Below are 26,745 nucleotides of genomic sequence, written 5' to 3'. Positions count from 1 at the left end.
CGGACACACCAGCGCATGGCCATCCATCTTGACCAGATCTCCTGCTCGTTTGGTAGTACCCGTGCGCTGCACCATCTATCACTCGACATCGCAGTCGGGGAACAGGTAGCCCTGATCGGCCCCTCGGGGTGTGGCAAAACCACCCTGCTCCGCCTGATCGGAACCCAACTCCGCCCGAATCAAGGGCACCTGACGGTTCTCGACCAGAACCCGGCCCTACTCGACCCCGGGCAACTCCGCAAGCTCCGCACCCGGATCGCCATGATCCCGCAACACCTCGGACTGGTCCCCAACGTCCAGGTCCGACGCAATGTCCTCAACGGAGGCCTCGGTACCATCGGCCTGCCCCGGACACTGGTCCAGTCCATCCTACCCAGCCCCTCCGAAACCCAAAGGGCATTCCACTGGCTGGATCGCACCGGCATCGGTGAAAAAATCTATGACCGCACCGACAGCCTCTCAGGTGGGCAACAACAACGGGTGGCCGTGGCCCGTGCCCTCTATCAAGAACCCGGAATCCTGCTGGCCGATGAGCCAACGTCCTCCGTCGATCCGGCCCGAGCCCGGGATATGATCGAACTGCTGACCAGCTTATCCCGTGAAGAAGGCCTGACACTCGTCGTCTCCATGCACGACCTGGACCTCGCCCGGGCATGCTTCCCTCGCCTCGTCGGGCTGCGCCACGGAGAAGTTGCCTTTGACCAATCGCCTGACGAACTCAGCGAAGAGGCCTGCCAGTCCCTCTATCAACTAGAATCCAGTCTGCCGGAACACCACCATGAGCAGACGGACTAACATAAGGCCACGTCTGCTTCATGGAAACAGCCGCAAACTTACCGTCTGCGGCTTTCTCTTCCTGTTTGTTATTTGCGTCTGGCATCTGGGCCCCGGGTCCCAACATCTTCCGGGAAGTCACGACGGATTCCTAACCGCGGCTTTTCATCCGACACTCAGCGACCAAAGCCAAAGCCTACCACCGGATGCGACACCCTTTGCGACGCGCATCCTGCGGGAAATGATGGCCACAATCCGCTACGCACTGATTGCCATGAGTCTGGCTGTCCCCGCGGGTATGGTTCTCGGATTTTTTGCCTCCACCGCCTGGTGGCCTCGTGGTCCGGGACGAGGGCCGCTGCGCGCCCTACTGCACCCGCTGCATTTTCTGATCCGACTCCTCATCACCTTGATGCGGTCGATTCATGAACTGATTTGGGCTTTGTTTTTTCTCGCGGCCCTGGGTTCCGACCCGCTAACGGCCTGCATTGCGCTCGCGCTTCCCTTTGCGGGAACGCTCGCCAAGGTATTTTCTGAGATCATCGATGAGCTTCCGTCTCAGGCCAGAGATCAGGCGCTGAGTTCCGGCACCGGCCCTATCCAGGCGTTTTTTACAACTCTGATCCCGCAGTCCTTTCCGGACATGGCAACCTACACTTTGTACCGCTTTGAATGCGCCCTTCGCTCATCCGCGGTCTTGGGCTTCATCGGGATCGAAACCATCGGCCTGTCGATCCAGAAATCATTCGAGAATAACTTCTACAACGAACTGTGGACCGAACTCTATCTCCTGGTCTCTGTGATTATGCTGGTGGATATTCTCGGTGCCGCTCTACGCAAGCGACTCAACACCATCCCGAGCCGCCGGGCTCCCGTTCCCGACCTCGCCCATAACGACCCACGTTTCCTCAGGGCGCTACGCAAAAGCAGCCCTCGCTTTCTCCTACCCCGTGTTGTTTTTCTGGCAACGTTCGCCAGCACCCTGCTGGCATGGTTCCCTCAACTCATCGCAATTGAAGCGACTCCACTGCTCCGTTCCGCAGAAACACTCGACCGGGGAGAGCGCATCACGCGCTTCATCGATAAAATGACACCGCAACCCGTCCGGGAGGGAGGCACCTGGTGTGACGCCGGCACCTGGGCCGCCCAACTTTGGGCTGACCCGGGGAAGGAAGCCCTGCTCAACACCCTGAGTATCGCCACCGCTGCCATTCTCATTGCCGCGATGGCGGCTTGGATCTTCCTGCCATGGGCCAGTCGCAACCTTGCCAATGCCCGACCCTTTCATGCCTTCCACGGCAACCCGCACTGGCTCAGCTCCCTGCTCTGGAAAAGCTGCGGGATGATCACCCGTGCCCTCTTCCTACTCAGCCGCGCCATCCCGGAATACATCATCGCCTACCTGCTCATCGGCCTACTCGGTATCAGCGCCTGGCCACTGGTTCTCGCCCTTGCCATTCACAATTTTGGTATCCTCGGCCGACTCTGGGGTGAAGTGATCGAAAACCAAGCACCTCATGCCGCCCGCCATATTGTCCAGAGCGGAGGCTCACGCATCCAGAGCTACCTGCACAGCTACGTCCCCGAATCCTTCAACCGGTTTATCCTCTACCTGTTTTACCGATGGGAAACCTGCGTTCGCGAAGCCACCATCCTTGGCATGTTAGGCGTCGTTTCCCTCGGATACCATATCCAGCTGGCACGGAATTTTTCACGGGCCTACGATGAGATGTTGTTTTATGTCTTACTGGGGGCCGCCATGATTTTCATCGGAGACATCCTCTCGTTTTTCCTCCGCCGATTCCTGACACGATCTTAGATTCGCCCGTCAAGGACACGTGATGCACATTTCATCCAAGTGTGTGCGTTCTTTCTTCCGAACTTGATTCTATCAGGCATTTAAGCTATGGGCGGAGTTGATGGATCATCATCAGCAGAACAAAGAAACCGTCGTCCTGGAAAAACGACATAGTACCGAGCGAGCCACAACCGCGCGGAAACTGGTTCTTATCGTGATTGCCTTTATTGCTTTTCTGGGAATTCGCAACTACCTCCCGGTCAGCAATCTGCCCGATGGGGCTTCTCCCGATGCCGTGCGGACGGGACTCGCGATCCTCACTCTGGCAGCCATCCTCTGGCTGAGCGAAGCCCTCCCGCTGGCGATCACCGCCCTGCTCATCCCCGTGACCGCCGCACTCACCGGAACCATGCCCGTCAGTGCCAGCTTTTCCGGATTTTCCCACCCCTTGATTTTCCTCTTCCTCGGCGGCTTTGGACTGGCAGCGGCTCTCTCCCGGCAGGAATTGGACCGCTGGCTGGCCATGCGCATTCTCATCTTGGGCCAAGGAAAATTTCACCTGACGGCCATCGCCTTGTTTCTGGTCTCGGCCATGCTCTCGATGTGGATTTCCAACACAGCCACCGTTGCCCTGCTGCTCCCCGTTGCTCTGGGGATCCTGTCCAATATCGGCAACCGGTGTGGCAATCACATCCGGGAAAAAGTGGCGCCCTACCTCCTATTGGGCATTGCCTATTCCGCAAGCGTTGGCGGTATTGGTTCGATCATCGGCACTCCCCCCAATGCCATTGCCGCCGCCAATTTAAAAATCAGCTTCACCGAATGGCTGGCGATCGGCATCCCCTGTGTGCTGGTCTTACTCCCCACCCTCTTTATTTTACTACGCATGCTCGCACGCCCGGGCAAGGTTCCGGATTTTGAAGTCCAGACAGATCATTTCAGCTTCACCCCCAAACGTCTGCTCACCCTTGCCGTTTTCTTTGCAGCTGTCGCGTGCTGGTTGTTCAGCTCCCCACTATCATCAGCCATCGGAATCGATACATCATTCGACACCTTGGTCGCGCTCGGTGCCGTCCTCATCCTGGCCTCGCTGAGACTTGTCCGCTGGAAAGACATCGACCGCGCAACCGACTGGGGCGTGCTCCTCCTTTTTGGAGGAGGCATCACGCTGAGCAAGGTCCTCGGCAGCACGGGGGCAAGCGCCTTTCTAGCAGCACAGATCCAGAGCCTAACCACCGGATGGCCGATCATCTTCATTGTCGGAGTCATCGTACTCTTTGTTATTTTCCTGACAGAACTCTCCAGCAACACGGCTAGCACTGCCTTGCTGGTTCCTATTTTCGCCGCCGTGGCTATTGACATGGGAATCCCTACCACCCAATTGGTTCTCCCGCTCACGGTTGCCGCGTCCTGCGCCTTCATGTTGCCTATCGCCACACCGCCCAACGCCATCGTCTTCGCATCGGGTCACATCCAGCAGCGCCAAATGGTCCGCATCGGCTTGGTCCTCAACCTCAGCTTTGCCGCCATCATCACCCTGATGGGCTACCTCTTCTTCTCCTGAACATTCACACCATCCTAATTCACAGCCATCTGATCCTATGAATATAACCACCAGCATCCTGTCCGCCTTATGTTTTTCCCTAGCCGCGGTTACCGCCGCGCCTGTGCTGACCGGCAAACCATCCGGCCAAATCCTGGCTACCGGCTCACGCCGCGTCGTTTTACTAGACCAACAAGGGAAGGTCACTTGGCAACACAAGGGAGACAACACCACCGATTGCTGGATGCTCGCAAATGGCAACGTCCTCTTCACGGACAACGGCGTACACGAAGTCAATCCAAGCACCGGAGAAAAAACCTTCACCTACCAATCCAACCTTAAAAAAGGAGGTGGTGTTTTCGGGTGTCAACCCCTTGCCGATAATAAGATCCTGATCGGTGAAAACTCGACCGGCAAACTCTTGGAAATGACTCGGGACGGAAAAGTCACCTTCGAACTTCAACTCCCAATCTATCAAGCGGGAAGCCACCACAACCTGCGTATGGTCCGTAAACTCGACAATGGTAACTACCTCGTTTGTCACTCCGGCAAGCATCTCGTCCGGGAATACACGCCGGAGGGCAAGGTCGTCTTTGAAGTCAAAGTGGACAACATCGCCTTCACCGCCATCCGGCTTGAAAATGGCAACACCCTGGTCGGGCACATCGATGCCATCACGGAGTTTACGCCAAAAGGTAAGACCGTTTGGAGCTTCAACAAAACCGAGCTGGAGGGCATCTCTATTGCCACGCTCTGTGGCATCCACGTTCAGCCGAATGGAAACCTCTGCATCGGCACCTACGCATCCTATAAAAAGGGAGGACAAGTAGGACTGATCGAAATCACCCGTGAAAAGAAACTCGTCTGGAAATACGCCAACCCCAAGGGCGACCGCAGCATGATGAGTATGCAGATGCTCACGCCCCAAGGCAAAAAACAAGCTGGAAAACTGCTGCGTTAGACGCCACCTCGTTCAGGCGGAAAACTAGCGGCGGCGGATAGAGCCCCATTCGCCCGACCGACCACCCTTGGATGATTCTACCGCCAATCCGGCCGGTCTTCTTTTTCGAGCTCAATGCGATCCGCGAGATTCCGGGCTTTCACCCGGTGGTCGCGCTTGGCTCGGCGCTCACTGATCATCCTGCGTTTTTTCTGCCGCTGTTCTAACTTTTCAATCTCTTCGTCGAGCTTGAGATAACTTTCGTATCGTCCTGGGTCGAGATCTCCGGACTCCACAGCGGTCCGGATGGCACAACCGGCGTCATTCCCATGCTTGCAATCGTGAAATTTACAGTGTGACGCCAACGCCTCCACATCGAGAAAGCTTTCCCGCAGGGTTTGTTCATCGGTCCACATCTGAACCTCACGAATTCCAGGATTATCAATGAGGATCCCACCTCCTTGCAGAGGGATCAACTCACGGGCCGTCGTCGTATGGCGCCCCTTACCTGTCAGTTCGTTTACATCCGATGTCCACTGAAACTCCTCGCCGAGGAGCTGGTTGACCAAGGTGGATTTTCCAACCCCACTGGAACCAACCAAAGTCACAGAAACACCAGGGGTCAAATACTGTTGCAACACCTCCAAGCCATCGTTTTCTTTGGCCGATGTGATGTGCACATCCGCTTCGTCGCTCAGCTCCCGAATCATGGCGGCAGCTTCCTCGTTCTGTTCGCGGGGAAACAAATCGGATTTATTCATCAGAACCACCGCTTTCGCACCGCTACGCCGAACCAGCATGAAATAGCGCTCCATGCGCCGCGGATTAAAATCCGGCCCGGCATCGGTGACAATCACAACGACCGAGACATTGGCCGCAATCACCTGCTCTTCGGTACTTTTCCCCGGCGTTTTACGGGAGAAGCATGTTTGCCGTGGGAGACGCGCCCGAATCATGTTTTCACACTCATCGGTTTTTTCGACCTTCCCTTCCTTGGCGGCCTTGGACAGCTCAAGCGCCACCCAATCGCCCACGGCGGGCAATTCAGCATCACTTGCCGCTTCGTGATAGACCTTGCCGCTCATCACCACCTCGTATTCCTCACCCCCCTCCGTGAGAGCGCCATACGAGATTTTATTGTCGCGAATCAAACGTGCAGGCACACAGCGCTTGAGCGAAAGCGAATCAAAGGCTTTCTGAAACTTCTTGTTCCAGCCGAGATCGTGAAGGGTCATGAGGCGGACACCATAGCAAAGATGTGACCGGCTCACAAGCGCCCGTCGTCGGCATCGAGATAATCAAAGAAGCTTTGAATCTCATCACGGTCCAGCCATCCGGCTTCTTCCTTGCGGAATTGCAGTTTGTCACTGAGGTCGTCACGGAACCCCCGGTTGCGCATGTAACTGTTCCACCACTCGAGTTCATGTTCGCTCGGGCGCTTTCCAGTTTCCCAGCACCACTGCAACACATCACGGTCGGAAGCCCCGTCCACAACAAGTTGTTTCAGCGTTTCATATTCGACTTGTAGCAACTGGCAAGTCCAGAGGTCCATCGCCCGTCCCAGGTTCGGGTGAAAGTCAGGGTGCAGCTCACCGGATGCCTGGAGTCGGATCTTACTGCACATGCGGATGAAGTACACCATGCCTTCAATTTCTTCACGCGGGCTGGCAGGAGGAAGATAATCATTCATCGTTTAATCGTGTTGATTGATAGAAATCAGCCACCCCCGGAAACAACCCGGGGGTGGCTTGAAGGATTCTCTTACTCAGCAAAGGCCTCCATACCAATACACGAGCAAACGAGGTTGCGGTCACCGTGCACGTTATCGATTCGGCCAACCGAAGGCCAGAATTTATGGTCACGCTGGCAAGCCATCGGGTAGGCAGCTTCCTCACGGCTGTAGGGATGTGTCCAGCTGTCACTGATCACCATTTCCGCTGTGTGTGGCGCATTTTTCAGGAGGTTGTCCTGCTTGTCGGCGGAGCCATCAATCACAGCTTGGATCTCAGCATGGATCGCCAACATCGCATCGCAGAAGCGATCGAGTTCGGCTTTCGACTCGGATTCAGTCGGTTCGATCATCAAGGTTCCGGCAACCGGCCAGCTCATCGTTGGCGAGTGGTAGCCGTAATCCATCAGACGTTTGGCCACATCTTCCACCGTGATGCCACTGGCATCGGATAGAGGACGGATATCAATGATACACTCGTGAGCGACCAGCCCCTTGTTCCCTGTGTAAAGGATCGGATAGGCGGTGCTGAGACGCTTAGCCACATAGTTGGCGTTTAAGATCGCCATCTTGGTCGCTTCGGTCAAACCATCCGCCCCCATCATGGCAATGTACATCCATGAGATCGTGTTGATCGATGCACTACCGTAAGCGGCAGAACACACTGGAGCCTCTTTGTTTTCCAACGAGCCATGACCGGGAAGGTAGGGAACGAGTTGTTCGGCCACACCGATCGGGCCTACTCCGGGACCTCCACCACCGTGTGGGATGCAGAACGTTTTATGCAAATTCAAGTGACAGACGTCAGCGCCGATGAACCCGGGGCTGGTCAAGCCAACCTGGGCGTTCATGTTGGCTCCATCCATGTAGACCTGCCCGCCGTGAGTGTGAATGGTTTCACAAATCTCAACAATCGTCGATTCATACACACCGTGTGTGGACGGGTAAGTGATCATCAAGGCTCCGAGGTTCTCAGCATGCTTTTCGGCTTTTGCTTTCAGATCCGCGACATCGATATTCCCGGCTTCATCGCAGGTAACAGGCACCACCTTGAAGCCAACCATCACGGCGCTGGCCGGGTTGGTTCCGTGGGCTGAGGTTGGGATCAGGCAAACGTTCCGGTCCGTATCTCCATTGGCCAGGTGATAACGGCGAATGGCTAACAAACCTGCGTATTCACCTTGCGAGCCGGCATTCGGCTGCAATGAAACGGCGGCAAATCCAGTGATCCGAGCCAACCAATCGGAAAGTTCGTCAAGCATTTCACGGTATCCCACACTCTGGTTATCCGGAACGAAGGGGTGAATACTCGAAACATTCGGCCAACTCAGAGGCATCATCTCCGCGGCGGCATTCAGCTTCATCGTGCAAGACCCCAAGGCAATCATGGACTCATTCAGAGCCAGGTCCTTTTTCTCCAAACGGGAGAGGTAACGCATCATTTCCGTCTCGGAATGATAACTGTTGAACACCGGGGAGGTGCAGAAATCCGAAGTTCGGGTCAGACCTTCAGCCCATGCTTTTTGGTCTGCTTCAGGAATATCGGCATCTTCCACACCAAAAGCAGCGAGAATATCCTGACCTTCCTTGCATCCGAGGGTTTCATCAGCGGCAATCGCGACGTGGTCGCCATCGATCTTTCTGAGGTTGTATCCCTTTTCCACTGCTGCGGCAAGAATGGCATCCGCCTTGCCTGGTGTTTTGACGACGATGGTGTCGAAATAGCTTTCATTGAGTAGTTCGTAACCTGCCTTTTTCAGGCTGGCAGCCAAAATACGTGCGGCAAAGTGGGTATTGCCGGCAATCTGCTTCAGTCCGTCCGGCCCATGGTAAACAGCATACATCGATGCCATCACCGCCAATAGAACCTGGGCGGTGCAGATGTTCGATGTCGCCTTGTCACGGCGAATATGCTGCTCGCGAGTCTGCAACGCGAGGCGATACCCCGGCTTGCCTTGGGAATCCACGGATACCCCGATCAAGCGGCCTGGCATCTTGCGCTTCAACTTGTCGGTGCAGGCCATAAATGCGGCATGTGGACCACCAAAACCAAAGGGAACACCAAAGCGCTGGCTGTTACCAACACAGATATCGGCACCAAACTCACCGGGAGCTTTCAAAACCGTCAGAGCCAAAATATCGGCAGCAACAATCGCCAAAGCACCCGCAGCGTGCACCGCCTCGATCAATGAGCTGTAATCATCCACCGAGCCCAAAGTATCAGGGTATTGCAGCAACACAGCAAACAAGCCCTCACAGGATGATGGGTCAAAAGACTTCCAATCGCCCACCACAATTTCAATTCCAAGGGGTTCCGCGCGGGTCTGAACCACATCGATCGTCCGTTGGTGACAGGTGTCCGCAATAAACAGGGTGGTCCCCTTCCGATTGCCGGACTTGGCGAGAGCCATTGCTTCAGCAGCGGCTGTGCCCTCATCCAGCAAGGAGGAATTGGCAACATCCAGTGCCGTCAGATCAGAGATCATCGTCTGGAAATTCAACAAAGCTTCCAGGCGCCCTTGGGAAATCTCGGCCTGGTACGGCGTGTAAGCAGTGTACCAACCCGGATTTTCGAGGATGTTTCTCTGAATCACAGGGGGAACGATCGTTCCGTTGTATCCCTCGCCGATATAGGATTTCAACAACTGGTTCTTGGCCATGATGCCGCGAAGCCGGTTGAGCGCGTGGGTTTCACTCAACGCGTTGGGCAGATCCAACTCCGGACCTCCCTGGATATTGGAGGGCACGGCGTCTTCGATCAGATCGACAATACGCTCATACCCCAACTCCTTGATCATGGCTTCGCGGGTGCTGCCCACACTGCCAACATGACGACTGCAAAAATTCGTATACATAAATAAATTGATGGGTTCTTGGATTGTTCTTAAAAAAGAAATACAGGCGTGCCGAAGCACGCCTGCATCAAATAGGTGTTCATCACTGGAGGTCGATTAGCCAAGCAGCGCCTTGTAGTCATCCGGTGAAAGCAAGGCCTCGACATCAGCGACGTCCTTCACCCGGATTTTGAAGATCCAACCAGCACCGTATGGGTCGGTATTGGCAAGGGAAGGATCCCCCTCGAGTTCGGCATTGCCTTCAACGATTTCGCCGGCAATCGGCGCATAAATATCACTGGCAGCCTTCACAGACTCAACCACTGCCACGGGGTCCTCCGCATCACAGGCACGTCCTTCATCAGGTAATTCAACAAAAACGACATCAGTCAGTTCTTCCTGGGCGTGATCGGTGATACCGACTTTGGCAACATCGCCTTCGAGCAAAATCCACTCGTGATCCGAAGTGTAACGTAAATTTTCTGGAACGTTCATAATAGTATTGGGTTGATAGGTGATTGGGTAAGGTTGATTTTCAGATTTCTGTTCATGGGTTTTTGCGCAGAATTACCCCTTTTTGTAAAAAGGTTTTTTCACGACTTTTGCTTCGAACCGGCGTCCGCGGACATCGATGTCGACAAGCGTCCCAATTTTGGCGTAATCGACGGGAAGGTAGGCCATCGCAATCCCTTGCTTGAGGCTCGGGGAAAGTACGCCACTGGTCAACTCTGTCAACCGCTCTCCCTCTTTGGTGAAGACTTCGTAATGGGCACGGGGAGGAGCACCTTTACCGGTGTATTCCAGAGCGATCAGCCGCTCTTTGAATCCATCCTCTTTTTCCTGCATTACCACATCCTTGCCGATGAAGCCACATTCCTTGGTCAGGGAAACGGCAAAGCCCAAGCCTGCGGATCGAGGTGTGCGCTCAGGCGATAAATCCGAGCCATTCAACGGATAACAAACTTCCAACCTCAAGGTGTCTCGGGCACCCAACCCACATGGCTTGGCACCGGCATCAACAAAGCGTTGGAACCAGGCGCTGCCATTGCCTGCGGAACTGAAGAACTCATAGCCGTCCTCTCCGGTGTATCCCGTCCGGCAAACGACCAGAGTTTCGCCATCCTGTTCCCAAGTGTGCAAGCCATTCCGTGGTGGCAGATCCACTCCGGGGAACAGAGCCGCAAAGGCACCAGGAGAGTTCGGCCCCTGCACGGCCATTCCGGCCCAGCTGTCACTTTCGTTGGTGAGAGTCAATCCATCCGGGAGAGCCTTTTCAAGCCATGCATAATCTTCGTCGATCATGGAAGCGTTCACCACGAGGAAAATGCGCCCCGGCGCCTGACGGTAAATGATCAGGTCATCAATCACGCCGCCATTTTCATTCAACATGAAGGTGTATTGCCCCTGCCCGGGTTCGAGCTTGGCGATGTCGTTGGTCAAAATGGTGTTCAACCACTCTTCCGCCCCCTCGCCAACGAGGAAAAACTGTCCCATATGGGAAATATCAAAGATGCCGACGGCTTCACGAACCGCAGTATGTTCATCCATGATACTGGTGTATTGAACCGGCATATTCCAACCGGCAAAAGGAATCATCTTTGCCCCCAATTCAACATGCAGGGCTGCCAACGGTGTTTCTTGAATAATCTCACTCACGTCCTGCAATCTGATGAGTGCAACTAACCTTGTCAATTCCAGCGAGGGGGTTTATTTTCCGATTTATGCCAAATAATTATCAGGCGCTCCGATCATTGCCATCCATTGAAGCCCTCTCCCTGAAACTGGAGGCGGCATGCCCCCTGCCACGAGCCCTGGTCACGGCCTTCATCCAGCAGGAAATTTCCCGAACCCGCGAGCAAATCCTGGAAGGCGCAAGTCCGAGCCGAGAACAAATCGAGCAACAAATCTCCCAATCCCTGCAAGCCTTCGCCGACAGCCGGCTGCAAGCGGTTATCAATGCCACCGGCGTCATCATCCACACCAACCTCGGCCGCTCCCCGCTCGGGCAGGACGCCGCGAAGCGACTCACCGAAATTGCCACCGGCTATTGCAATCTCGAGTTCAACCTTCCGGAAGGAACCCGCGGAAAGCGCGCAGGATACCTGGAAACGGCACTCGCCGCCCTACTCGACGCCGAAGCGGCAACCGCCGTCAACAACTGCGCGGCAGCACTGGTCCTCACCCTACGCTACCTCTGCCAGGGAGACAAAAAGGAAGTCATCGTCTCCCGTGGTGAACTGGTCGAAATCGGAGGAGGTTTCCGCATTCCCGAAATACTCGAAACCTCGGGAGCCACCTTGGTCGAAGTCGGAGCCACCAATAAAACCCACCTCAAAGACTACGCCAAGGCGATCACACCACAAACCGCCATGATCCTCAAAGTCCACCGCTCAAATTTCTACTTGGGCGGCTTCACCGAGGAACCTGACGTCCGGGAACTCGCCGATCTGGCACACGAACACAAGCTACCACTCGTCGAAGACATCGGATCCGGCGCCATGATGAGTACAGAAGACCTGGCCCCCATCGAACACGAACCCACGCCGCAACAAGCGCTACGCAACGGCATCGACCTCGTTTGCTTTTCCGGAGACAAACTATTGGGCGGTCCCCAATCCGGGATCATCGCCGGCAGAAAAGATCTGGTGGCGGGGATCAAGCAAGAACCGTTTTTCCGCGCCGTCCGCTGTGATAAATTGATTCTCACCGTGCTTCAGGAGTGCATCAACACCTACCTTCATACCCGCTCCCATCCGCAAAAAACCGACGTCCCAACCCTCAATTTTATTGCGGCCAGCACCGAATCACTGACCACTCGCGCTGAAACCATCATCCAGAGCCTGCCTGCCCAGCTTCAGGCATCCTGCACGATCAGCCAGAACACCGCCCGCACCGGAGGAGGTACCATGCCCCAATCATCCATCCCGTCCATCTGCATCAGCCTGACACCTGAAAATGGCTCGGTTACCAGACTCAGCAAACGACTGCGGGCCCACACACCTGCCGTTGTCGGCAGCATCGAAGAAGGTCAACTTAAGCTCGATCTCAGGACGGTTTTCCCCCATCAGGATCCGGTTCTGGGCAATGCGATACGTTCAGCACTTGGTGAATAAAATCACAGCAAGACCACGAGCTGGAGGCGTTTCTTCAGCCCTCCCCATTCCCAACGTGGACACACAGGCAAAACATGCATAGAGTATGGGCTAAACGGCTCATTGTTTCCCCTTGCAAGTCCGATTCGGAAGGAGCAATTTACGCCCAGTTTTTCCAAGGCTATGCTCACTCTCGTCCTCAACACAGGCTCATCCTCTCTTCGCTTCGCTCTTTACGACGGATCGGCACCTGAACCCGTCACCTCCGGAATGGCCGAACGGCTTGGCACCCCCGGTGCCAGACTGGAACTCGACCTCCCGGAACAGGAACTCGAAATTGATATTCCGGACGAACTTCACGAGCAGGCGCTCAGGCTCGCCATCTCAAAACTCCACGAACACAAGGTGCTCAAACAACAACCGGACGCCGTCGGGCACCGGGTGGTTCACGGCGGGGAACACTTCACAGCCCCTGCATTAATCAACGATGAAGCCCTGCAAATCATCGAATCCTGTAATCATCTGGCACCACTACACAACCCCAGTGGACTGCTGGGAATCAAGGTGGCCCAACAAATTTTCCCCGACACCCCGCAGGTGGCGGTCTTCGATACCTCATTCCACCAAACGCTTCCGGAGCACGCCTACCTCTATGCCATTCCCCGTGAGTTCTACAGCAATCACGGGGTGCGCCGTTACGGGTTCCACGGGAGCAGCCACGGCTACGTCGCCCAGGCCGCAGCAGACCAACTCGCCTTCCCAATCGAGCAATCCAGAATCATCAGCTCCCACCTCGGCAACGGCTGCTCGGCTACGGCCATCCTGAATGGCAAAAGCGTAGACACCACCATGGGCCTGACCCCCTTGGAAGGTCTGGTCATGGGAACCCGCAGCGGAGACATTGACCCCGGATTGCTGATCTTTCTTGGTGAACAACTCAACATGAGCATCCAGGAGATCTCCGATCTACTCAACAAGCAATCCGGCTTACTCGGATTGAGCGGACAATCCAATGACATGCGCACCTGCCGCAAACATGCCGACGACGGCTGCCATGAAGCGGCCATGGCGGTAGAAATCTTCTGTTACCGCGCCGCCAAATCCCTGGCGGCACTCACCGTCGCCACAGGAGGACTCGACACCTTGATTTTCACAGGCGGCATCGGAGAAAACGATTTCCGCACCAGAGCCAGGATCATGGAACACCTCCAACACCTGGGGCTCAATATCGATCCTGAGCGCAACCCCAACCACGGCAAGAACCACCGAGGCGTTATCACCTGCGATGACAGCCCAGCCACTGCCGTGGTAATCCCCACCAGAGAAGAGCTGATGATTGCCCGACTCACCGAGCAAACCTTGCACGGATAAGTCACAATCCAGTTCCCCTACACTAACAAAGCCACCGAACCACGCTTCACCATGCACACCATTCTCGTTGTCCCCCTGTCAGACCACGCCGGGCTCACCTCGACATCGATCGGGCTTGTCCGAGCCCTCGACCGGATGGGAATCCACGTCAGCTTTTTCAAGCCCATCAGTCAGTCTTATCATGAGCAAAGCGAAGATCTCTCGACCGCTTACATCAAAACAACCACATCACTGACGCCCCCCGAACCCATTTCGATGGAGGAAACCGAGATGATGCTCGCTTCCGGGGCAAGTGAAACCCTGCTGGAACAAATCACTGAAAAATACCAGCAAGCAGCCGAGAATGCCGATATCGTTATCGTCGAAGGATTGCAGGCGTCCTCGAAAAACCAGTTTCTGAACTCCCTCAACCCGAGGATCGCCCACGCACTCAACGCCGAAGTCATCTTCGTCGCTTCAGCCAAAGGCAAATGTCTGGAGAAAGCAAAAAAACGTATTTGCCGTCGACTCGACTCCGCCTGTGAGGCCATCGACCGCAACCACAACGACCGCGTTCTCGGAGCGATCATCAATCAAAACAACAAGGACCAATCCGAAGAGAGCAAACCCAACATCGACCTCACCAATGAGACACTCCCGTTGAAAAACGGAGAACTCAAATTACTTGGATTGATCCCATACGATGCCCGGCTCACCCAACTCAGGACCTCGGACCTCATTGAGCCTCTGAATGCCAAAATTCTCAACGAAGGCGAAATCAACACCCGCAGGGTCACCAGCACCCACCTCTGCGCCCGAAACATTGACCACGTCACCCATACCTTTCACGCCGGCTCCCTCATCGTGACCCCTGCCGACCGCTCGGATATCATTCTGAGCACCTGCTACGCAGCCTTGACCGGCATCCCCATCGCAGGCCTGATTCTCACCGGAGACACCCATCCATCCGAGGCCGTGCTCGAATTCTGCCAAGCCGGCATCGATTCCGGGCTCCCCGTAATGACCACCGCCACGTCCTCTCTGGAGACCGCCAATGTCCTGTCATCCCTCAACCCCGAGATCCCGACAGACGACACCGCCCGCTTGGAACATCTGGTCAACCACGTTGCCCGCCACCTCGACACCCAGTGGCTCCAGAAATACAGCGAAACGCCGAATAAACCACGACTTTCACCACCTGCATTCCGACACCAGATCAGCCAGATTGCCCGCAGCAACCCCAAGCGGATTGTCTTACCCGAAGGAGAAGAGCCCCGCACGATCGAGGCAGCGGTCATTTGCCACAAGCGAGGCGTCGCCAAGCCTGTCCTACTGGGGAACCACGCCAACATCCTCAACTCGGCCGCAACCCTGGGGATCGATTTCCCGACAGATATTGAAATTCTCGACCCACAGGACTATCGGGATCGCTATATCGACTCTTTCATGGAGCTACGGAAACACAAAAACCTCTCCAAGGAACAAGCGGTCAGCCGTCTGGAAAACAACATTACACTGGGCACCATGATGCTTGCCGAGGGGCACGTTGACGGCTTGGTCTCTGGAGCCATTCATTCCACAGCCGATACGATCCGCCCTGCGCTGCAACTGATCCGCACCGCACCCGGAGTGAGCAGTGTCTCATCCGTCTTTTTCATGTGCCTTCCCGACCAGGTTCTGGTTTACGGAGACTGTGCCATCAATCTGGATCCTGATGCCAGCCAACTTGCCGACATTGCGATTCAGAGCAGCAGCACCGCCAAGGCCTTTGGAATCGACCCCCGCGTGGCCATGATTTCCTATTCCACTCACGATTCGGGATCCGGCAGTGATGTGGATAAAGTCAGGACCGCCACCGCAAGGGTCAAGGAGCTCCAACCCAATATCATGGTCGACGGCCCGCTGCAATATGATGCAGCGAGTAATGCCAGCATTGCCAAAACCAAAGCACCCAACAGTGCCGTAGCAGGTGATGCCACCGTCTACATCTTCCCTGACCTCAATACAGGCAACACCACCTACAAGGCGGTGCAGCGAGCCGGCAATGTTATTTCCATGGGACCCGTGCTGCAGGGGCTAAACAAACCCGTCAACGATCTCTCCCGCGGAGCCTCGGTCGAAGATATTGTCTTTACCATTGCCATCACCAGTATTCAGGCACAATAGCGGCAATTTCGACCTTGATGTTTACGGGCCAGTCAGGAAAATGGCTCTCTTATGTCAAGCATCCTGCGCTACTCGCATTTCCTGACCGGCCTGATCGCGGCTCTGCTCTTGGGTGCCTGCACCCAGGACCCGTATTTTCGATCATCTCCAACATACATCGCCTACAACGATGCTCCGGCCTCTACCTTGAACCGGGCGTGGATGTCCGGAAGTTCACTCTATTACATCCAATGCATGCAAATGCAGGGGAGAAAAACGCCCAGCAGTAACGACGAACGCATCGCCATCGCAGAGCGAGAGGTCTTCCGCGCACAAAAGAGCCTAGGGAAATCCCGGGAACAAGCAGCGGCCCACTATCTGAAGGCTGCCGAAACCCTCTGGCCCGTCGTCCGTGACAATGCAAACCCCTCCGAACGAGCCTACTGGGGTGAGAAAAAACGCCTGATCATCGCGCACCAACTCTACATCCACGCTGTTGGCCAGACGACGGAACTTCTGGTTCACAGTCGCCAACTCAAGAAAGGAATGCAAGGTGTCCAACTCGGTGGAAGAACCCTCAACTTCAACACTGAGAGTCCGCACACGCTCCATCCCTCGTTTTTTGATGAGGTTCATCCTATCGACACCCACGTCTACGGCAACGTTGGAGCCAACCACTACACCTCCACCGGATTGGGAGCGGCCATCATCGGCAGCCAATCCCCAAGCCCCGAGAGAAAACAACACAACCCGCTCTTGTCACCGGATGGTATGCACATCCCGGTCAATGCCATCATCGATTACCCTCGCCCGGGCCACGCCCGACTGACATTGACCAACCTACTGGAAACCGACCAGACCCGAATCACCGGATCTCCCAGACCTCTCTCGGCCGACTACTCGGCAGCCGTTGCAGCCACCATGGATAGTGAATCCTCACTGCTCGGGCTGAGTATCGCTCTGGCCCCGCAAAAGTTCAACCGCGGGTCCGGGCTCTTTTCTCTGGGTCCCTACGACCCCGGTAAAATCCCAGTCATCTTCATCCACGGCTTGATTTCACAACCCTCAACCTGGACCACCCCCACCAACTTTCTCTTGGCCGACAAAACCATCCGGGAGAACTACCAGTTTTTTTACTACTTCTACCCCACCAGCATCTCCCCCTTGGTCACGGGGACCGAATTGCGGAGTAAACTCCTGACTTTTTACCGTCAGCACAATGTCGACGCCAACCGTGAACTCAATCGGACGGTGCTTATTGGTCACAGCATGGGTGGCATTCTTTCCTCCGTGCAAAGCCGCCAATTTGACGAAGATCTTTGGAACCGGCTCTTCAAGCACTCCTCGGAAACGATCAACGACCCCCAATCCGTCATGGCCCGGGCACGCCCTCTCTTTTCGCCCCCGGTCCTCGAACCTATCGACAGGGTTGTGTTTGTCGCAACCCCCCATCGAGGCAGCGAACTGGCAAACAACTGGATTGGCCGAATCGGAGCGTCGCTAATCACTCTTCCCAAAAATATCATCAGCCTGCAGGTCTCGGCAACCGCCGAAAACATGACGGAACTCGGCCGATCCCTGATCAATAGCGATGGTCCGGCAGACTCCATCAGCCGACTCAAACCCAACAACCCGTCGCTGAAATTTTTGATCGATCAACCATTCAGCCAAAAGGTCACCTACCACTCAATCATTGGTGACCGAGGAAAAAATAATCCGGCAAAAAGTTCGGACGGCGTCGTGCCCTACTGGAGTTCCCATATGGAAGGCGCGGCATCGGAAAAAATCGTCCCCGCAAACCACGAAGCCCACCTGCACCCCGAAGCCCACCATGAGCTTTCGCGAATCCTGCACCTGCACCTCAAACAACAGAAGCGCTAGTATCAGGTCATGATGGAGAACTCCCCGACACCTTATACCATTCTCCCAGTTAAATTGGCAGAATGGTTTGGGGTTAAGATGATGAGTCAGTCAGCAAGCTGAACGGCAAGGGGGCACTGAATCTTTTAGATTTTACCGTTGTTGCGCGTCAGTTGCATAGCCCGCTATGCGCCTTCCTTGTGCCTAGTTAAAATCGAAAACCTTCAGTGCCATTCAGCCAATTTAACTGATCAAATGGTATTACCAGCTTGCATCAAGGCTCCAACGTGCGCATTCACCGCAGAAGCAAGCCCCTGAGGGTCATAGCCACCTTCGAGAATTGAAACCACACGACCATCACAACAGGCATCCGCCCATGCGCAAACCATGCCGGTGAGTTCGGCAAAATCTTGGTCAGTCAATGCCAGCATACCGACGGGGTCATCTACACGTGCATCAAACCCCGCCGATATCACAATCAGATCAGGGTTAAAATCCAGAACCAATGGACCGATCTTGTCTCGCCACAAGGGAAGCAGCACATCGCCCCCAACACCGGAAGCAACCGGAAAATTAGCCGTCAAGCCCACCCCCTCTCCTCCTCCGGTTTCCTCAGGCGATCCGGTATGAGGAAAGAGATCCTCTTCGTGGCTAGAGACAAACAAAACAGAAGCATCATCATAAAAAATATCCTGGGTTCCATTCCCATGATGCACATCCCAATCCAGGATAGCCACCCGCTTCATTCCATGGCGCTTCTGGGCATGCCGGGCCGCAATCGCGACATTGTTGAAAATACAAAAACCCATCCCTTTCCCTTGAGATGCGTGGTGACCCGGAGGCCTCACAGCAGCAAATGCATTTGCCAACCCCCCTTCACAAACCGCATCCACAGCCGATAACGAGGCACCAACCGCGGCCATCGCCACATCATAAGATTCAGGACAAATCGCCGTATCCCCAGTGCGCAGAACCTCAGCGAACTGATCCACATCCATCCGCACCACGTCATGATACCACGCTTCATGGCAGAGTAAGACATCCCCGATCTCCGCCGGAATCCAACCGAGACGAGACAAACGGTCTCGATTCTCCTGCCTCAATCCCTTCAACGAATGCATCACGGCGACGTAACGCTCGGCATTTTCAGGATGTAAATCTCCCGTATCATGTTCGGTGTACCGAGTGTCATAGAGAATACCGGTCTGCGCTGTCGTTCGTTTCGCCATCGTGTCCAGCCACTCTGAAGGCAACACTCAAGCATCGCAAGAAGCGAATGCTCACGTCATGACATGGAATCCACGCCTACTGCATAACAGAGCGGTCGCAAGGCCCCACTATCGCACCTCCACTCAGATATCAGACGTTGGCCATCGCCGCCAACTTGTGGTTCAAGGCAATCGAACTGCGCAAACTTTGCATTTGGGCCACCAAGTGCGCGTGGTCTTTGCAGATGCGGGTGCACGTCTCGTCCATACCAACATGGTGACTAACATAACGCCCGATTTCACAAAAATGTAATTTCATCTCAGCCTCCACAGCACCCACTTCGGCCGCCAATTTTGAAATATCCCGATTCGCCTTACCGATGCTCTGATAAGCACTGGAGGCTTCATCACGCAAACGCTTACGATCGTGCCCCAAGGTTTCTTCAACATGCATGATTTTCTCATCCAATGCTGCCACTTGGGCCCCAATCACATCCCTCTGCTTTTTAAGCTCTCCAAATTCTTTTTTATACTGCTCCACTTTTTGGCGCTCCCCGGCGATCACCTCCTCGTTCCCGCCTTCTCGTCCCAGAACCTGAATTTTAGTTCGGGCAGCCTCAAACTTTCGCTTGATTTGCTTGGCCTCGGCCACTGTCCGATCCCTCTTGGCGATCAGTTTTTCCGATCCCTTGATGTAGTCATTACGCTTGGCTTCGAGCGCCTGACACTCCTTGTTGGTCTGGGTGAGAATCACGTTGCGCTCCTCATGCGAGGAGCTCAACAAGACATCTGCCTCCTGAATAGCGTCCTTGAGCTTGGCCACATCCATTTTCAGCTTGCGCAAGCTCCAGTATTCCACGCTGATCTCCTCGATATCCTCGGCGAGCTCCCAAACGTCTTCACCAAGGATCTCTTCGGCCTGTCGAAGCAAATGCATCTCATCGGCCGCCTCGGTAAGACGTCTGTTTTTGCGGTGCCATCCGAAGGATAGCAGGATTCTGGAAATAATGTAACGGGAGGTGTTCATCTCTGTGGGTCAAATCTGAAACGCGCTATTTTTTCTGAACCAGCGCTTCCAGGTTTCGGACAACATTGATATCCTCAAGGGTGGTCATGTTACCCGTGGCTTTACCAGTGGCAACAAGCTCCTTAAGAAGGCGGCGCATAATCTTCCCTGATCTGGTTTTTGGCAAGGCTTGAGTGAAATAAACATCGTCAGGTTTGGCAATCGCTCCGATGATTTTACCAACGTGATCCCGAACCTCCTTCAACAAGGCGTCCGAGCTTTCCACTCCAGCTCGCAAGGAGACAAAAGCAACTACGGCCTGCCCCTTGATATCATGTGGCCGACCCACCACGGCAGCCTCGGCAACCGCTTTATGTGACACCAAAGCACTCTCCACCTCCGCCGTTCCCAGGCGGTGCCCTGAAACGTTGAGAACATCATCAAGACGGCCCACGATCCAGAAGTTTCCTTTCTTATCGCGGCGCGCTCCATCTCCCGCAGTGTACATCCCGGAGTAATCACTCCAGTAGGTATCTTTATATCGCTTTTTGTCACCGTAAATCGTCCGAAGCATCGACGGCCATGGCTGGCGAATGACCAGTCGCCCACCTTCGTTCGCCTTACATTCCTGACCTGTTTCATCCAGAATCGCAGCATCCACCCCAAAGAAAGGCAGTGTAGCGGTCCCCGGTTTGATCGGGGTGCACCCAGGCAATGGCGAAAGCATAATGGCACCGGTCTCCGTCTGCCACCAGGTATCGACAATCGGACAACGGCCACCACCGATCTTATCGTAATACCACATCCAAGCTTCCGGATTGATCGGTTCACCGACGGTTCCAAGCAAGCGCAATGATGACAAGTCATGTTTCTCCACGAGCTCGTCACCCGCCTTGATAAAGGCACGGATAGCGGTCGGGGCAGTATAAAAAATGGTCACCCCGTATTCTTCGACGATTTGCCAGAAGCGCGAAAAGTCAGGGAAATTAGGAGCTCCCTCATACATAACCTGAGTCACGCCATTCAGCATCGGCCCATAAGTGATGTAAGAATGCCCGGTGATCCAACCAACGTCAGCGGTGCACCAGTAAACATCATCATCACGCATATCAAAAATATACTTACACGTGGTGTACGTGCTGATCATGTATCCCCCGGTTGTATGTAAAATCCCCTTGGGCTTTCCGGTCGAGCCCGAAGTGTAAAGAATGAACAAGGGATGCTCGCTGTCGAATGCCCTTGCCTTGTGCGTCGCCGGAACCTTGGCGGCTTCTTCATGCCACCAAACATCACGGCCCCGCTTCATCTTGACTTCATTTTCCGTGCGCTTGAGCACAATGACTTTTTTGACCGTTTTGTCCCCTTTCAGAGCGTCATCCACATTGGCTTTAAGATCGATCACCCCGCCACGACGCCAACCTCCGTCCGCCGTAATCACGGCCACGGCTTTGGAATCCTCCAAACGGTCCTTGATCGACTCTGCGGAAAACCCACCAAACACAATGGAGTGAACCGCCCCGATACGGGCACAGGCCAACATCGCAATACTAGCCTCGGGAGTCATGGGCATATAAATCAACACCCGGTCCTTGGACTTTACTCCATTGGCCTGCAGCACATTCGCAAATCGACACACTTCGCGCTGAAGCTGTTGATAGGTCAAAGTGCGCTTGTCACCAGGTTCGCCCTCCCAAATGATCGCAGCCTTGGTGCCCCGTCCTTCCTCGACGTGGCGGTCCACGCAATTCACACAAATATTGGTCTTTCCGCCAACAAACCACTTGGCATACGGAGCCTTCCAGTCAAGCACCTTGGTCCATTGCTTCGACCACTGTAGCTCTTTGGCTTCACGCGCCCAGAAGGTGGCAGGCTTCTCGATCGACTCCTTGTACATGCGCTTGTATTGCGCCATGCTGGAAATCCGGGCTTTTTTGGAGAATTCCTTGGAGGGTTTAAATTCGCGGTCTTCGCTCAGGTGACTTTCGATGTTTTTACTCATGATCTTAGGGTTTGGTTTTACCAAGTCCGAAAACCATACCTAATTAACCTGATCCGACAACTCTCCTTTTCGTCTTACTTTCTCCTTTTTTTCACCGAATTACCCGTCGTTCTTGGAGATTTCCTTTTTCCCCCGGGGCGACCCATTTTTTTTGCCGGACGACGTCCGGGCTTTCTAGCAAGTCCGGGCTTTTTGCCGGCATCAAATCCACGGTCGCTCCTCCCCTTAGCGGGTTCAGGATTGGTCTGCAGCGCCTGAATATCCTCCTCGTCGAGCACCCGGCATTTCCCAAGTTCAAGACCTTCTCCGACCAGTGTGCCAATACGAACCCGAACCAACTTGGTCACCTTCAGATGCAGAGCCTCAAACATCATACGAATCTGGCGCTTCATCCCCGTAACCAATACCACCCGAACCCGGCGTGAAGACACCCTGCGAACCGACTTGGCAGAAGCCCGACCTTCCGGAGTGTGCACACCTGCAATCAATTGATCGATCACTTCGTTCGAAAACGATTGATCCAAAGTCACCAGGTATTCTTTTTCAACCTTCTGTCGAGGGTGAGTCAATGACAAAGCCAACTCACCATCATTGGTCATCACCAACAAACCTTCGGAATCCATATCCAAACGCCCGACGTGTTTCAGATGTCGATACTTTGGCGGTAAAATACTGTAAACCGTCTCCCTGTTCAGCTCGTCACTGGAGGTGCAAACCAAGCCTCTTGGCTTGTTCAACAAAATCACTTCCGTCGATCGTGGCCGAACCACTTTACGCCCCACCCGAACCACATCTTCAGCAACAACCCGAGTCGCAAGATTGATACACACCGCGTTATTCACATACACGCGCCCCTCTTGAATGATCGCATCACAGGCACGTCTGGATCCGACGCCGCAGGATGCGAGATACTTGTTAAGGCGAATGCCTTGTCCGGTGGTTGCCATGATGAAAAAGTCGGTTAGAAAAGATTTGGGAATAAACTCAGGATGAAAAAACCCGCCCGATGGATACCACGGGGCGGGTTGAAAATAATGTGGCGTGTTGCCGGGAGCATTCCCGACTTACGCTTCAGGCTTGGTTTTAGGCAGACCGATCGGGCTCTTGCCTTCTTTCCACTGGCCGCGCTCTTTGAGCAGTTTAATCCGCTCGAACCGCTTGAGAACGGAACGCTTGCCACTGGCTCCACCGCCAACTTTGAGAGATGCGTGCTTGGACATATTTCTTGAATAGATAATAGGTTTCGATCGTAGCGAGTATTAACGCTTGGAGAACTGGAACTTCTTACGAGCACCTGGCTGACCGTATTTCTTACGCTCTTTCTGGCGAGGATCACGACGCATCAGACCGGCTTCTTTCAAAGCAGGACGAAGCTCTTCGTCGTATTCGCAAAGGGCACGGGAGAGACCGAGGCGGATGGCTCCGACCTGACCGGCGAGTCCACCTCCTTTGGCGACAACCTTGACGTCAAACTTGTTGACCAGATTGGCTTTTTGGAATGGCTCAAGCACGGCATTCTGAAGCGTCACCGTAGGAACGTAGTCTTCGAATGTCTTGTTGTTGACAGTAATCTTACCGGTGCCGGGGGTAACCCAGACGCGGGCGACGGATGTCTTGCGACGTCCGGTGGCGCAGTGTGTTGTTGCTTCGCTCATTGGAATAAAAATAATAAAAGGTTATAGGATCAAACGCGGGTTACTTAACTTCGTAGGCTTCTGGCTGCTGGGCATCGTGACCGTGTTCAGGCCCAACCACCACTTTCAGCTTCTTGTAGATCGCATCACCAAGCTTGTTGTGAGGAATCATGCCGCGAACAGCACGCTCAAGCAAAAGCTCGGGGCGGCGGGCACGCACCTTCTTAGGAGTCTCCACCTTTTGGTTACCAACGTAACCAGTATAACGGGTGTAGATTTTGTCCGATTCCTTGTTTCCGGTAAGAACCACTTTCTCAGCATTGGTGATCACGACAAAATCGCCGGTGTCAACGTGAGGGGTGAAAATGGGCTTGTTCTTTCCGCGAAGAAGATTCGCGGCCTCGACGGCTACCTGACCGAGCACCTTGTTTTCGGCGTCAATCACGTACCATTTACGCTCAACATCCTGAGCTTTGGCTGAAAAAGTTTTCATACTTTTAATTAATAATTTGCGTTGTTAATGCGGGTTTCCCAGGGCAGACGACCTGCCCACCTCCTGACGAGGGGCGCGCAAGCTAGGAGGAAGCCCTTCACATGTCAACCCAAATCTCCACCCGTTTCATAAAAAGCTGAGTTTGAGTGTGTTTTCACACTCAAGACCTTACCCAAACAAGCAAAAACAGCACCGAAGCTGCGGTTTGACATTTCATCAACATTTCCTCATTATCAAGAGGTGCCTGATCAACATTCCAACTCCGACCCGGAACGCGAAAACCCCCACCATTCGTCCCACCGTGGAAACTTCAAACAGCGCCTTTGGGAAATCATCTTCGAAGCGGAAACCCCGGCGGGACGAGTGTTCGACATCGCCCTACTCTGGTTCATCGGAGCCAGCGTGATTGTCGTGATGCTCGAAAGCATCCCGGAATTCAGCAAAAAATACCATGACTTCCTGATTTTTGCCGAGTGGACTTTCACCATCGCCTTTACCCTTGAATACCTTCTGCGCATCTGGCTGGTCCGTCGACCATGGAAGTATATTTTCAGTTTCTACGGCGTCGTTGACCTACTCTCCTGCGTTCCAGGCTACGTTTACCTGATTTCCGGAGCCAACAGTCATTTTGCGGTCATTCGCACGCTGCGCCTGTTAAGGATGTTTCGGGTCCTCAAAATGGTTGGCCACGTCCGTGGTGCCGACGTCATTCTTCGCGGCTTGGCTGCCTCACGCGCCAAAATCACGGTCTTTTTCACCGCCGTGCTTATTTTTGCCATCCTGGCGGGAACCGTGATGTACGTTGTCGAATCCGGCAAGGAGGGCTCCCAGTTCACCAGTATCCCAATCAGCATCTACTACGCCATCGTGTCCATCACGACCGTTGGCTACGGTGACGTCGTCGCCTGTTCAGCCCTGGGCAAATTGATCACCGCCCTGATGGTTCTGACCGGTTACGCCATCATTGCCGTGCCCACGGGCATCGTGGCCGGCGACATGGTCCGCGAAGCCATGTATAAGGACGAAACAACGGATGCCTGCCCCGGCTGCGGTGTTCATGGACACCTACGCGACGCCATTTACTGCCGTAAATGTGGCGAGCACCTCGATGCCTAGCCATTGTCCATGCATGTATGGACAATCGCCATCCAACCCAACAAAAAATTTAAATTCGCCCTTTCCAAGCACAGACAATGGACTAGTTTGCAGAAAACCAAGCAACCTACCTACACACATGTCTGACATCCCGGTTTACGACCACGTTGATCAATACCTCCAAGTGGGGATTGAATACCAGTGCTCTGATATCCACCTTCCTACCGCCTACCCTCCGGCATGGCGGCGCTTCGGCCAACTTCAGCCGATTTGGGAAGGTGCCGCCCACCTTACCCCAGAAAATACCGAACAACTCACCCGATCATTCCTGGGCGAAGCCGAGTGGAATCGGCTCCAGGACAAGGGCGATGTCGATTTTGCTTACCAAAACGCCCAGGGGCGTTTCCGGGCATCCGTTGTCAAACAACGGCTCGGCTACGACATCTGCTTCCGTATCATTGATACCGAAGTGCGCACTATGGAGCAACTCGGATTACCCGTTGAGTCCCTGCTTCCGCTGACCCGTTACCAAAACGGCCTGCTACTGGTCACCGGATCCGTCGGCTCCGGAAAATCCACAACGCTCGCCTCCATCGCCGACTTCATCAACGGCGACCGTCAGGACCATATCCTGACCCTGGAGGACCCGATTGAGTACATCCTCGAATCGAAAAGTTGCCACGTCAACCAACGCGAAGTGCACACGCATACCGAATCCTTCCCCAAAGCCCTGCGTGGAGCCCTGCGGGAAGACCCCGACATCATCGTTGTGGGGGAAATGCGCGACCTCGAAACGATCTCGCTCGCACTGACCGCTGCTGAAACCGGGCACTTGGTGCTGGCGACCCTGCACACAGGAAACGCCCCCCGAACCCTGGACCGAATCCTCGACGTCTTCCCCCCGGACCAGCGGGACCAAATCCGCATCATGGTCTCGGAGTCCCTGCGAGGCATCATCTCTCAACAACTCGTCCCCAGACTCGACGGCAATGGCCGGGAACTCGCTCTGGAACTACTGGTGAACACCCCGGCCGTAGCCAACTGTATTCGAGAAGGAAAAACCTTCATGCTGCCAGGCATCATGCAGACCGGTAAAAATGTCGGCATGATCACCATGGACGACTCACTTCGTAACCTCTACGTCAAAGGCCTCATCTCTCAAGAAGAAGCCATGTTCCGCTCTGAAGACAAGGGCCAGATGCGCCAATTTTTTGCCCTCTAAGCGGCCCCGTCCAAACATTCCCA

The 26,745-nt window shown here is 54.6% G+C and carries 22 protein-coding genes; 10 read left to right on the top strand and 12 right to left on the bottom strand.

The genetic code is table 11. The features are described 5' to 3' along the window. Window positions 1–15: 15 nt before the first annotated feature. The 4 genes from HW115_RS14225 (at window position 16) to HW115_RS14210 (ending at window position 5,076) form a co-directional block, all read left to right on the top strand. The gene (locus tag HW115_RS14225) at window positions 16–795 is read left to right on the top strand and encodes a phosphonate ABC transporter ATP-binding protein (protein WP_178933576.1); all 780 of its coding nucleotides are present in this window, start codon (window positions 16–18) and stop codon (window positions 793–795) included. Further along, complete coding sequence (locus HW115_RS14220) at window positions 779–2,593, top strand: PhnE/PtxC family ABC transporter permease (protein WP_178933575.1); 1,815 nt, start codon at window positions 779–781, stop codon at window positions 2,591–2,593. The genes HW115_RS14225 and HW115_RS14220 overlap by 17 nt, the downstream gene beginning before the upstream one ends. A 100-nt stretch (window positions 2,594–2,693) precedes the next feature. After that, window positions 2,694–4,136 carry an SLC13 family permease gene (locus tag HW115_RS14215; protein ID WP_178933574.1) on the top strand — a complete coding sequence of 481 codons (1,443 nt, stop codon included), beginning with the start codon at window positions 2,694–2,696 and terminating at the stop codon, window positions 4,134–4,136. A 37-nt stretch (window positions 4,137–4,173) separates the two neighbouring features. Beyond that, the gene (locus HW115_RS14210; RefSeq protein ID WP_178933573.1) at window positions 4,174–5,076 is read left to right on the top strand and encodes an NHL repeat-containing protein; all 903 of its coding nucleotides are present in this window, start codon (window positions 4,174–4,176) and stop codon (window positions 5,074–5,076) included. Between the two features lie 77 nt (window positions 5,077–5,153). On the opposite strand, the gene rsgA is transcribed toward HW115_RS14210, so the two are convergent. The 5 genes from rsgA to gcvT all read right to left on the bottom strand — a co-directional run bounded on the left by rsgA (window position 5,154) and on the right by gcvT (window position 11,274). After that, complete coding sequence (gene rsgA / locus HW115_RS14205; protein ID WP_178933572.1) at window positions 5,154–6,290, bottom strand: ribosome small subunit-dependent GTPase A; 1,137 nt, start codon at window positions 6,288–6,290, stop codon at window positions 5,154–5,156. Window positions 6,291–6,322: 32 nt separating this feature from the next. Continuing rightward, window positions 6,323–6,745 (bottom strand): DUF5069 domain-containing protein, encoded by a 423-nt coding sequence (locus tag HW115_RS14200; RefSeq protein ID WP_178933571.1) that lies wholly within the window; start codon window positions 6,743–6,745, stop codon window positions 6,323–6,325. A 71-nt stretch (window positions 6,746–6,816) separates the two neighbouring features. After that, window positions 6,817–9,639: an aminomethyl-transferring glycine dehydrogenase gene (gene gcvP / locus HW115_RS14195; RefSeq protein ID WP_178933570.1), complete on the bottom strand. Its 2,823-nt coding sequence runs from the start codon at window positions 9,637–9,639 to the stop codon at window positions 6,817–6,819. 96 nt (window positions 9,640–9,735) lie between these two features. After that, the gene (gene gcvH, locus HW115_RS14190) at window positions 9,736–10,116 is read right to left on the bottom strand and encodes a glycine cleavage system protein GcvH (RefSeq protein ID WP_343219706.1); all 381 of its coding nucleotides are present in this window, start codon (window positions 10,114–10,116) and stop codon (window positions 9,736–9,738) included. Window positions 10,117–10,185: 69 nt separating this feature from the next. After that, on the bottom strand, window positions 10,186–11,274 hold the full coding sequence (gcvT, locus tag HW115_RS14185) for a glycine cleavage system aminomethyltransferase GcvT (protein WP_178933568.1): 1,089 nt from the start codon (window positions 11,272–11,274) through the stop codon (window positions 10,186–10,188). A 65-nt stretch (window positions 11,275–11,339) separates the two neighbouring features. On the opposite strand from gcvT, the gene selA reads away from it, so the two are divergent. The 4 genes from selA (at window position 11,340) to HW115_RS14165 (ending at window position 18,086) form a co-directional block, all read left to right on the top strand. Beyond that, a complete protein-coding gene (gene selA / locus HW115_RS14180) occupies window positions 11,340–12,731 on the top strand; it encodes an L-seryl-tRNA(Sec) selenium transferase (RefSeq protein ID WP_178933567.1) in 1,392 nt (463 codons plus the stop codon). Window positions 12,732–12,893: 162 nt separating this feature from the next. Continuing rightward, window positions 12,894–14,081, top strand: coding sequence for an acetate/propionate family kinase (locus HW115_RS14175; protein WP_178933566.1), 1,188 nt, complete (start codon window positions 12,894–12,896; stop codon window positions 14,079–14,081). 51 nt (window positions 14,082–14,132) lie between these two features. Then, the gene (gene pta / locus HW115_RS14170) at window positions 14,133–16,226 is read left to right on the top strand and encodes a phosphate acetyltransferase (RefSeq protein WP_178933565.1); all 2,094 of its coding nucleotides are present in this window, start codon (window positions 14,133–14,135) and stop codon (window positions 16,224–16,226) included. Window positions 16,227–16,277: 51 nt separating this feature from the next. Further along, entirely contained in the window at window positions 16,278–18,086 is a 1,809-nt protein-coding gene (locus HW115_RS14165) for an esterase/lipase family protein (protein ID WP_178933564.1), read from the top strand. 230 nt (window positions 18,087–18,316) lie between these two features. Here the strand turns inward: HW115_RS14165 and HW115_RS14160 are convergent, their stop codons facing one another. The 7 genes from HW115_RS14160 to rplM all read right to left on the bottom strand — a co-directional run bounded on the left by HW115_RS14160 (window position 18,317) and on the right by rplM (window position 24,405). Further along, the gene (locus HW115_RS14160) at window positions 18,317–19,294 is read right to left on the bottom strand and encodes a histone deacetylase family protein (RefSeq protein WP_178933563.1); all 978 of its coding nucleotides are present in this window, start codon (window positions 19,292–19,294) and stop codon (window positions 18,317–18,319) included. 130 nt (window positions 19,295–19,424) lie between these two features. Further along, window positions 19,425–20,300, bottom strand: coding sequence for a hypothetical protein (locus tag HW115_RS14155; RefSeq protein WP_178933562.1), 876 nt, complete (start codon window positions 20,298–20,300; stop codon window positions 19,425–19,427). Between the two features lie 25 nt (window positions 20,301–20,325). Beyond that, complete coding sequence (gene acs, locus HW115_RS14150; RefSeq protein ID WP_178933561.1) at window positions 20,326–22,278, bottom strand: acetate--CoA ligase; 1,953 nt, start codon at window positions 22,276–22,278, stop codon at window positions 20,326–20,328. Window positions 22,279–22,352: 74 nt separating this feature from the next. Further along, window positions 22,353–23,225, bottom strand: coding sequence for a pseudouridine synthase (locus tag HW115_RS14145; RefSeq protein ID WP_178933560.1), 873 nt, complete (start codon window positions 23,223–23,225; stop codon window positions 22,353–22,355). Window positions 23,226–23,342: 117 nt separating this feature from the next. Next, a complete protein-coding gene (locus HW115_RS14140; protein WP_178933559.1) occupies window positions 23,343–23,498 on the bottom strand; it encodes a small basic protein in 156 nt (51 codons plus the stop codon). Window positions 23,499–23,537: 39 nt separating this feature from the next. After that, the gene (gene rpsI, locus HW115_RS14135) at window positions 23,538–23,933 is read right to left on the bottom strand and encodes a 30S ribosomal protein S9 (protein WP_178933558.1); all 396 of its coding nucleotides are present in this window, start codon (window positions 23,931–23,933) and stop codon (window positions 23,538–23,540) included. Window positions 23,934–23,973: 40 nt separating this feature from the next. Then, window positions 23,974–24,405: a 50S ribosomal protein L13 gene (rplM, locus tag HW115_RS14130; RefSeq protein WP_178933557.1), complete on the bottom strand. Its 432-nt coding sequence runs from the start codon at window positions 24,403–24,405 to the stop codon at window positions 23,974–23,976. A gap of 240 nt (window positions 24,406–24,645) precedes the next feature. Between rplM and HW115_RS14125 the strand changes: the two genes are divergently transcribed. Both HW115_RS14125 and HW115_RS14120 read left to right on the top strand, forming a co-directional pair. After that, window positions 24,646–25,521, top strand: coding sequence for an ion transporter (locus HW115_RS14125; protein ID WP_178933556.1), 876 nt, complete (start codon window positions 24,646–24,648; stop codon window positions 25,519–25,521). A 118-nt stretch (window positions 25,522–25,639) separates the two neighbouring features. Next, on the top strand, window positions 25,640–26,722 hold the full coding sequence (locus HW115_RS14120) for a type IV pilus twitching motility protein PilT (protein ID WP_178933555.1): 1,083 nt from the start codon (window positions 25,640–25,642) through the stop codon (window positions 26,720–26,722). Window positions 26,723–26,745 lie beyond the last annotated feature (23 nt).

The organism is Oceaniferula marina (genome assembly GCF_013391475.1).
GTDB classification, from domain to species: Bacteria; Verrucomicrobiota; Verrucomicrobiia; order Verrucomicrobiales; family Akkermansiaceae; genus Oceaniferula; species Oceaniferula marina.
The sequence above is the reverse complement of the archived record's forward strand: the minus strand, read 5'-3'. Positions and strand labels throughout refer to the sequence as shown.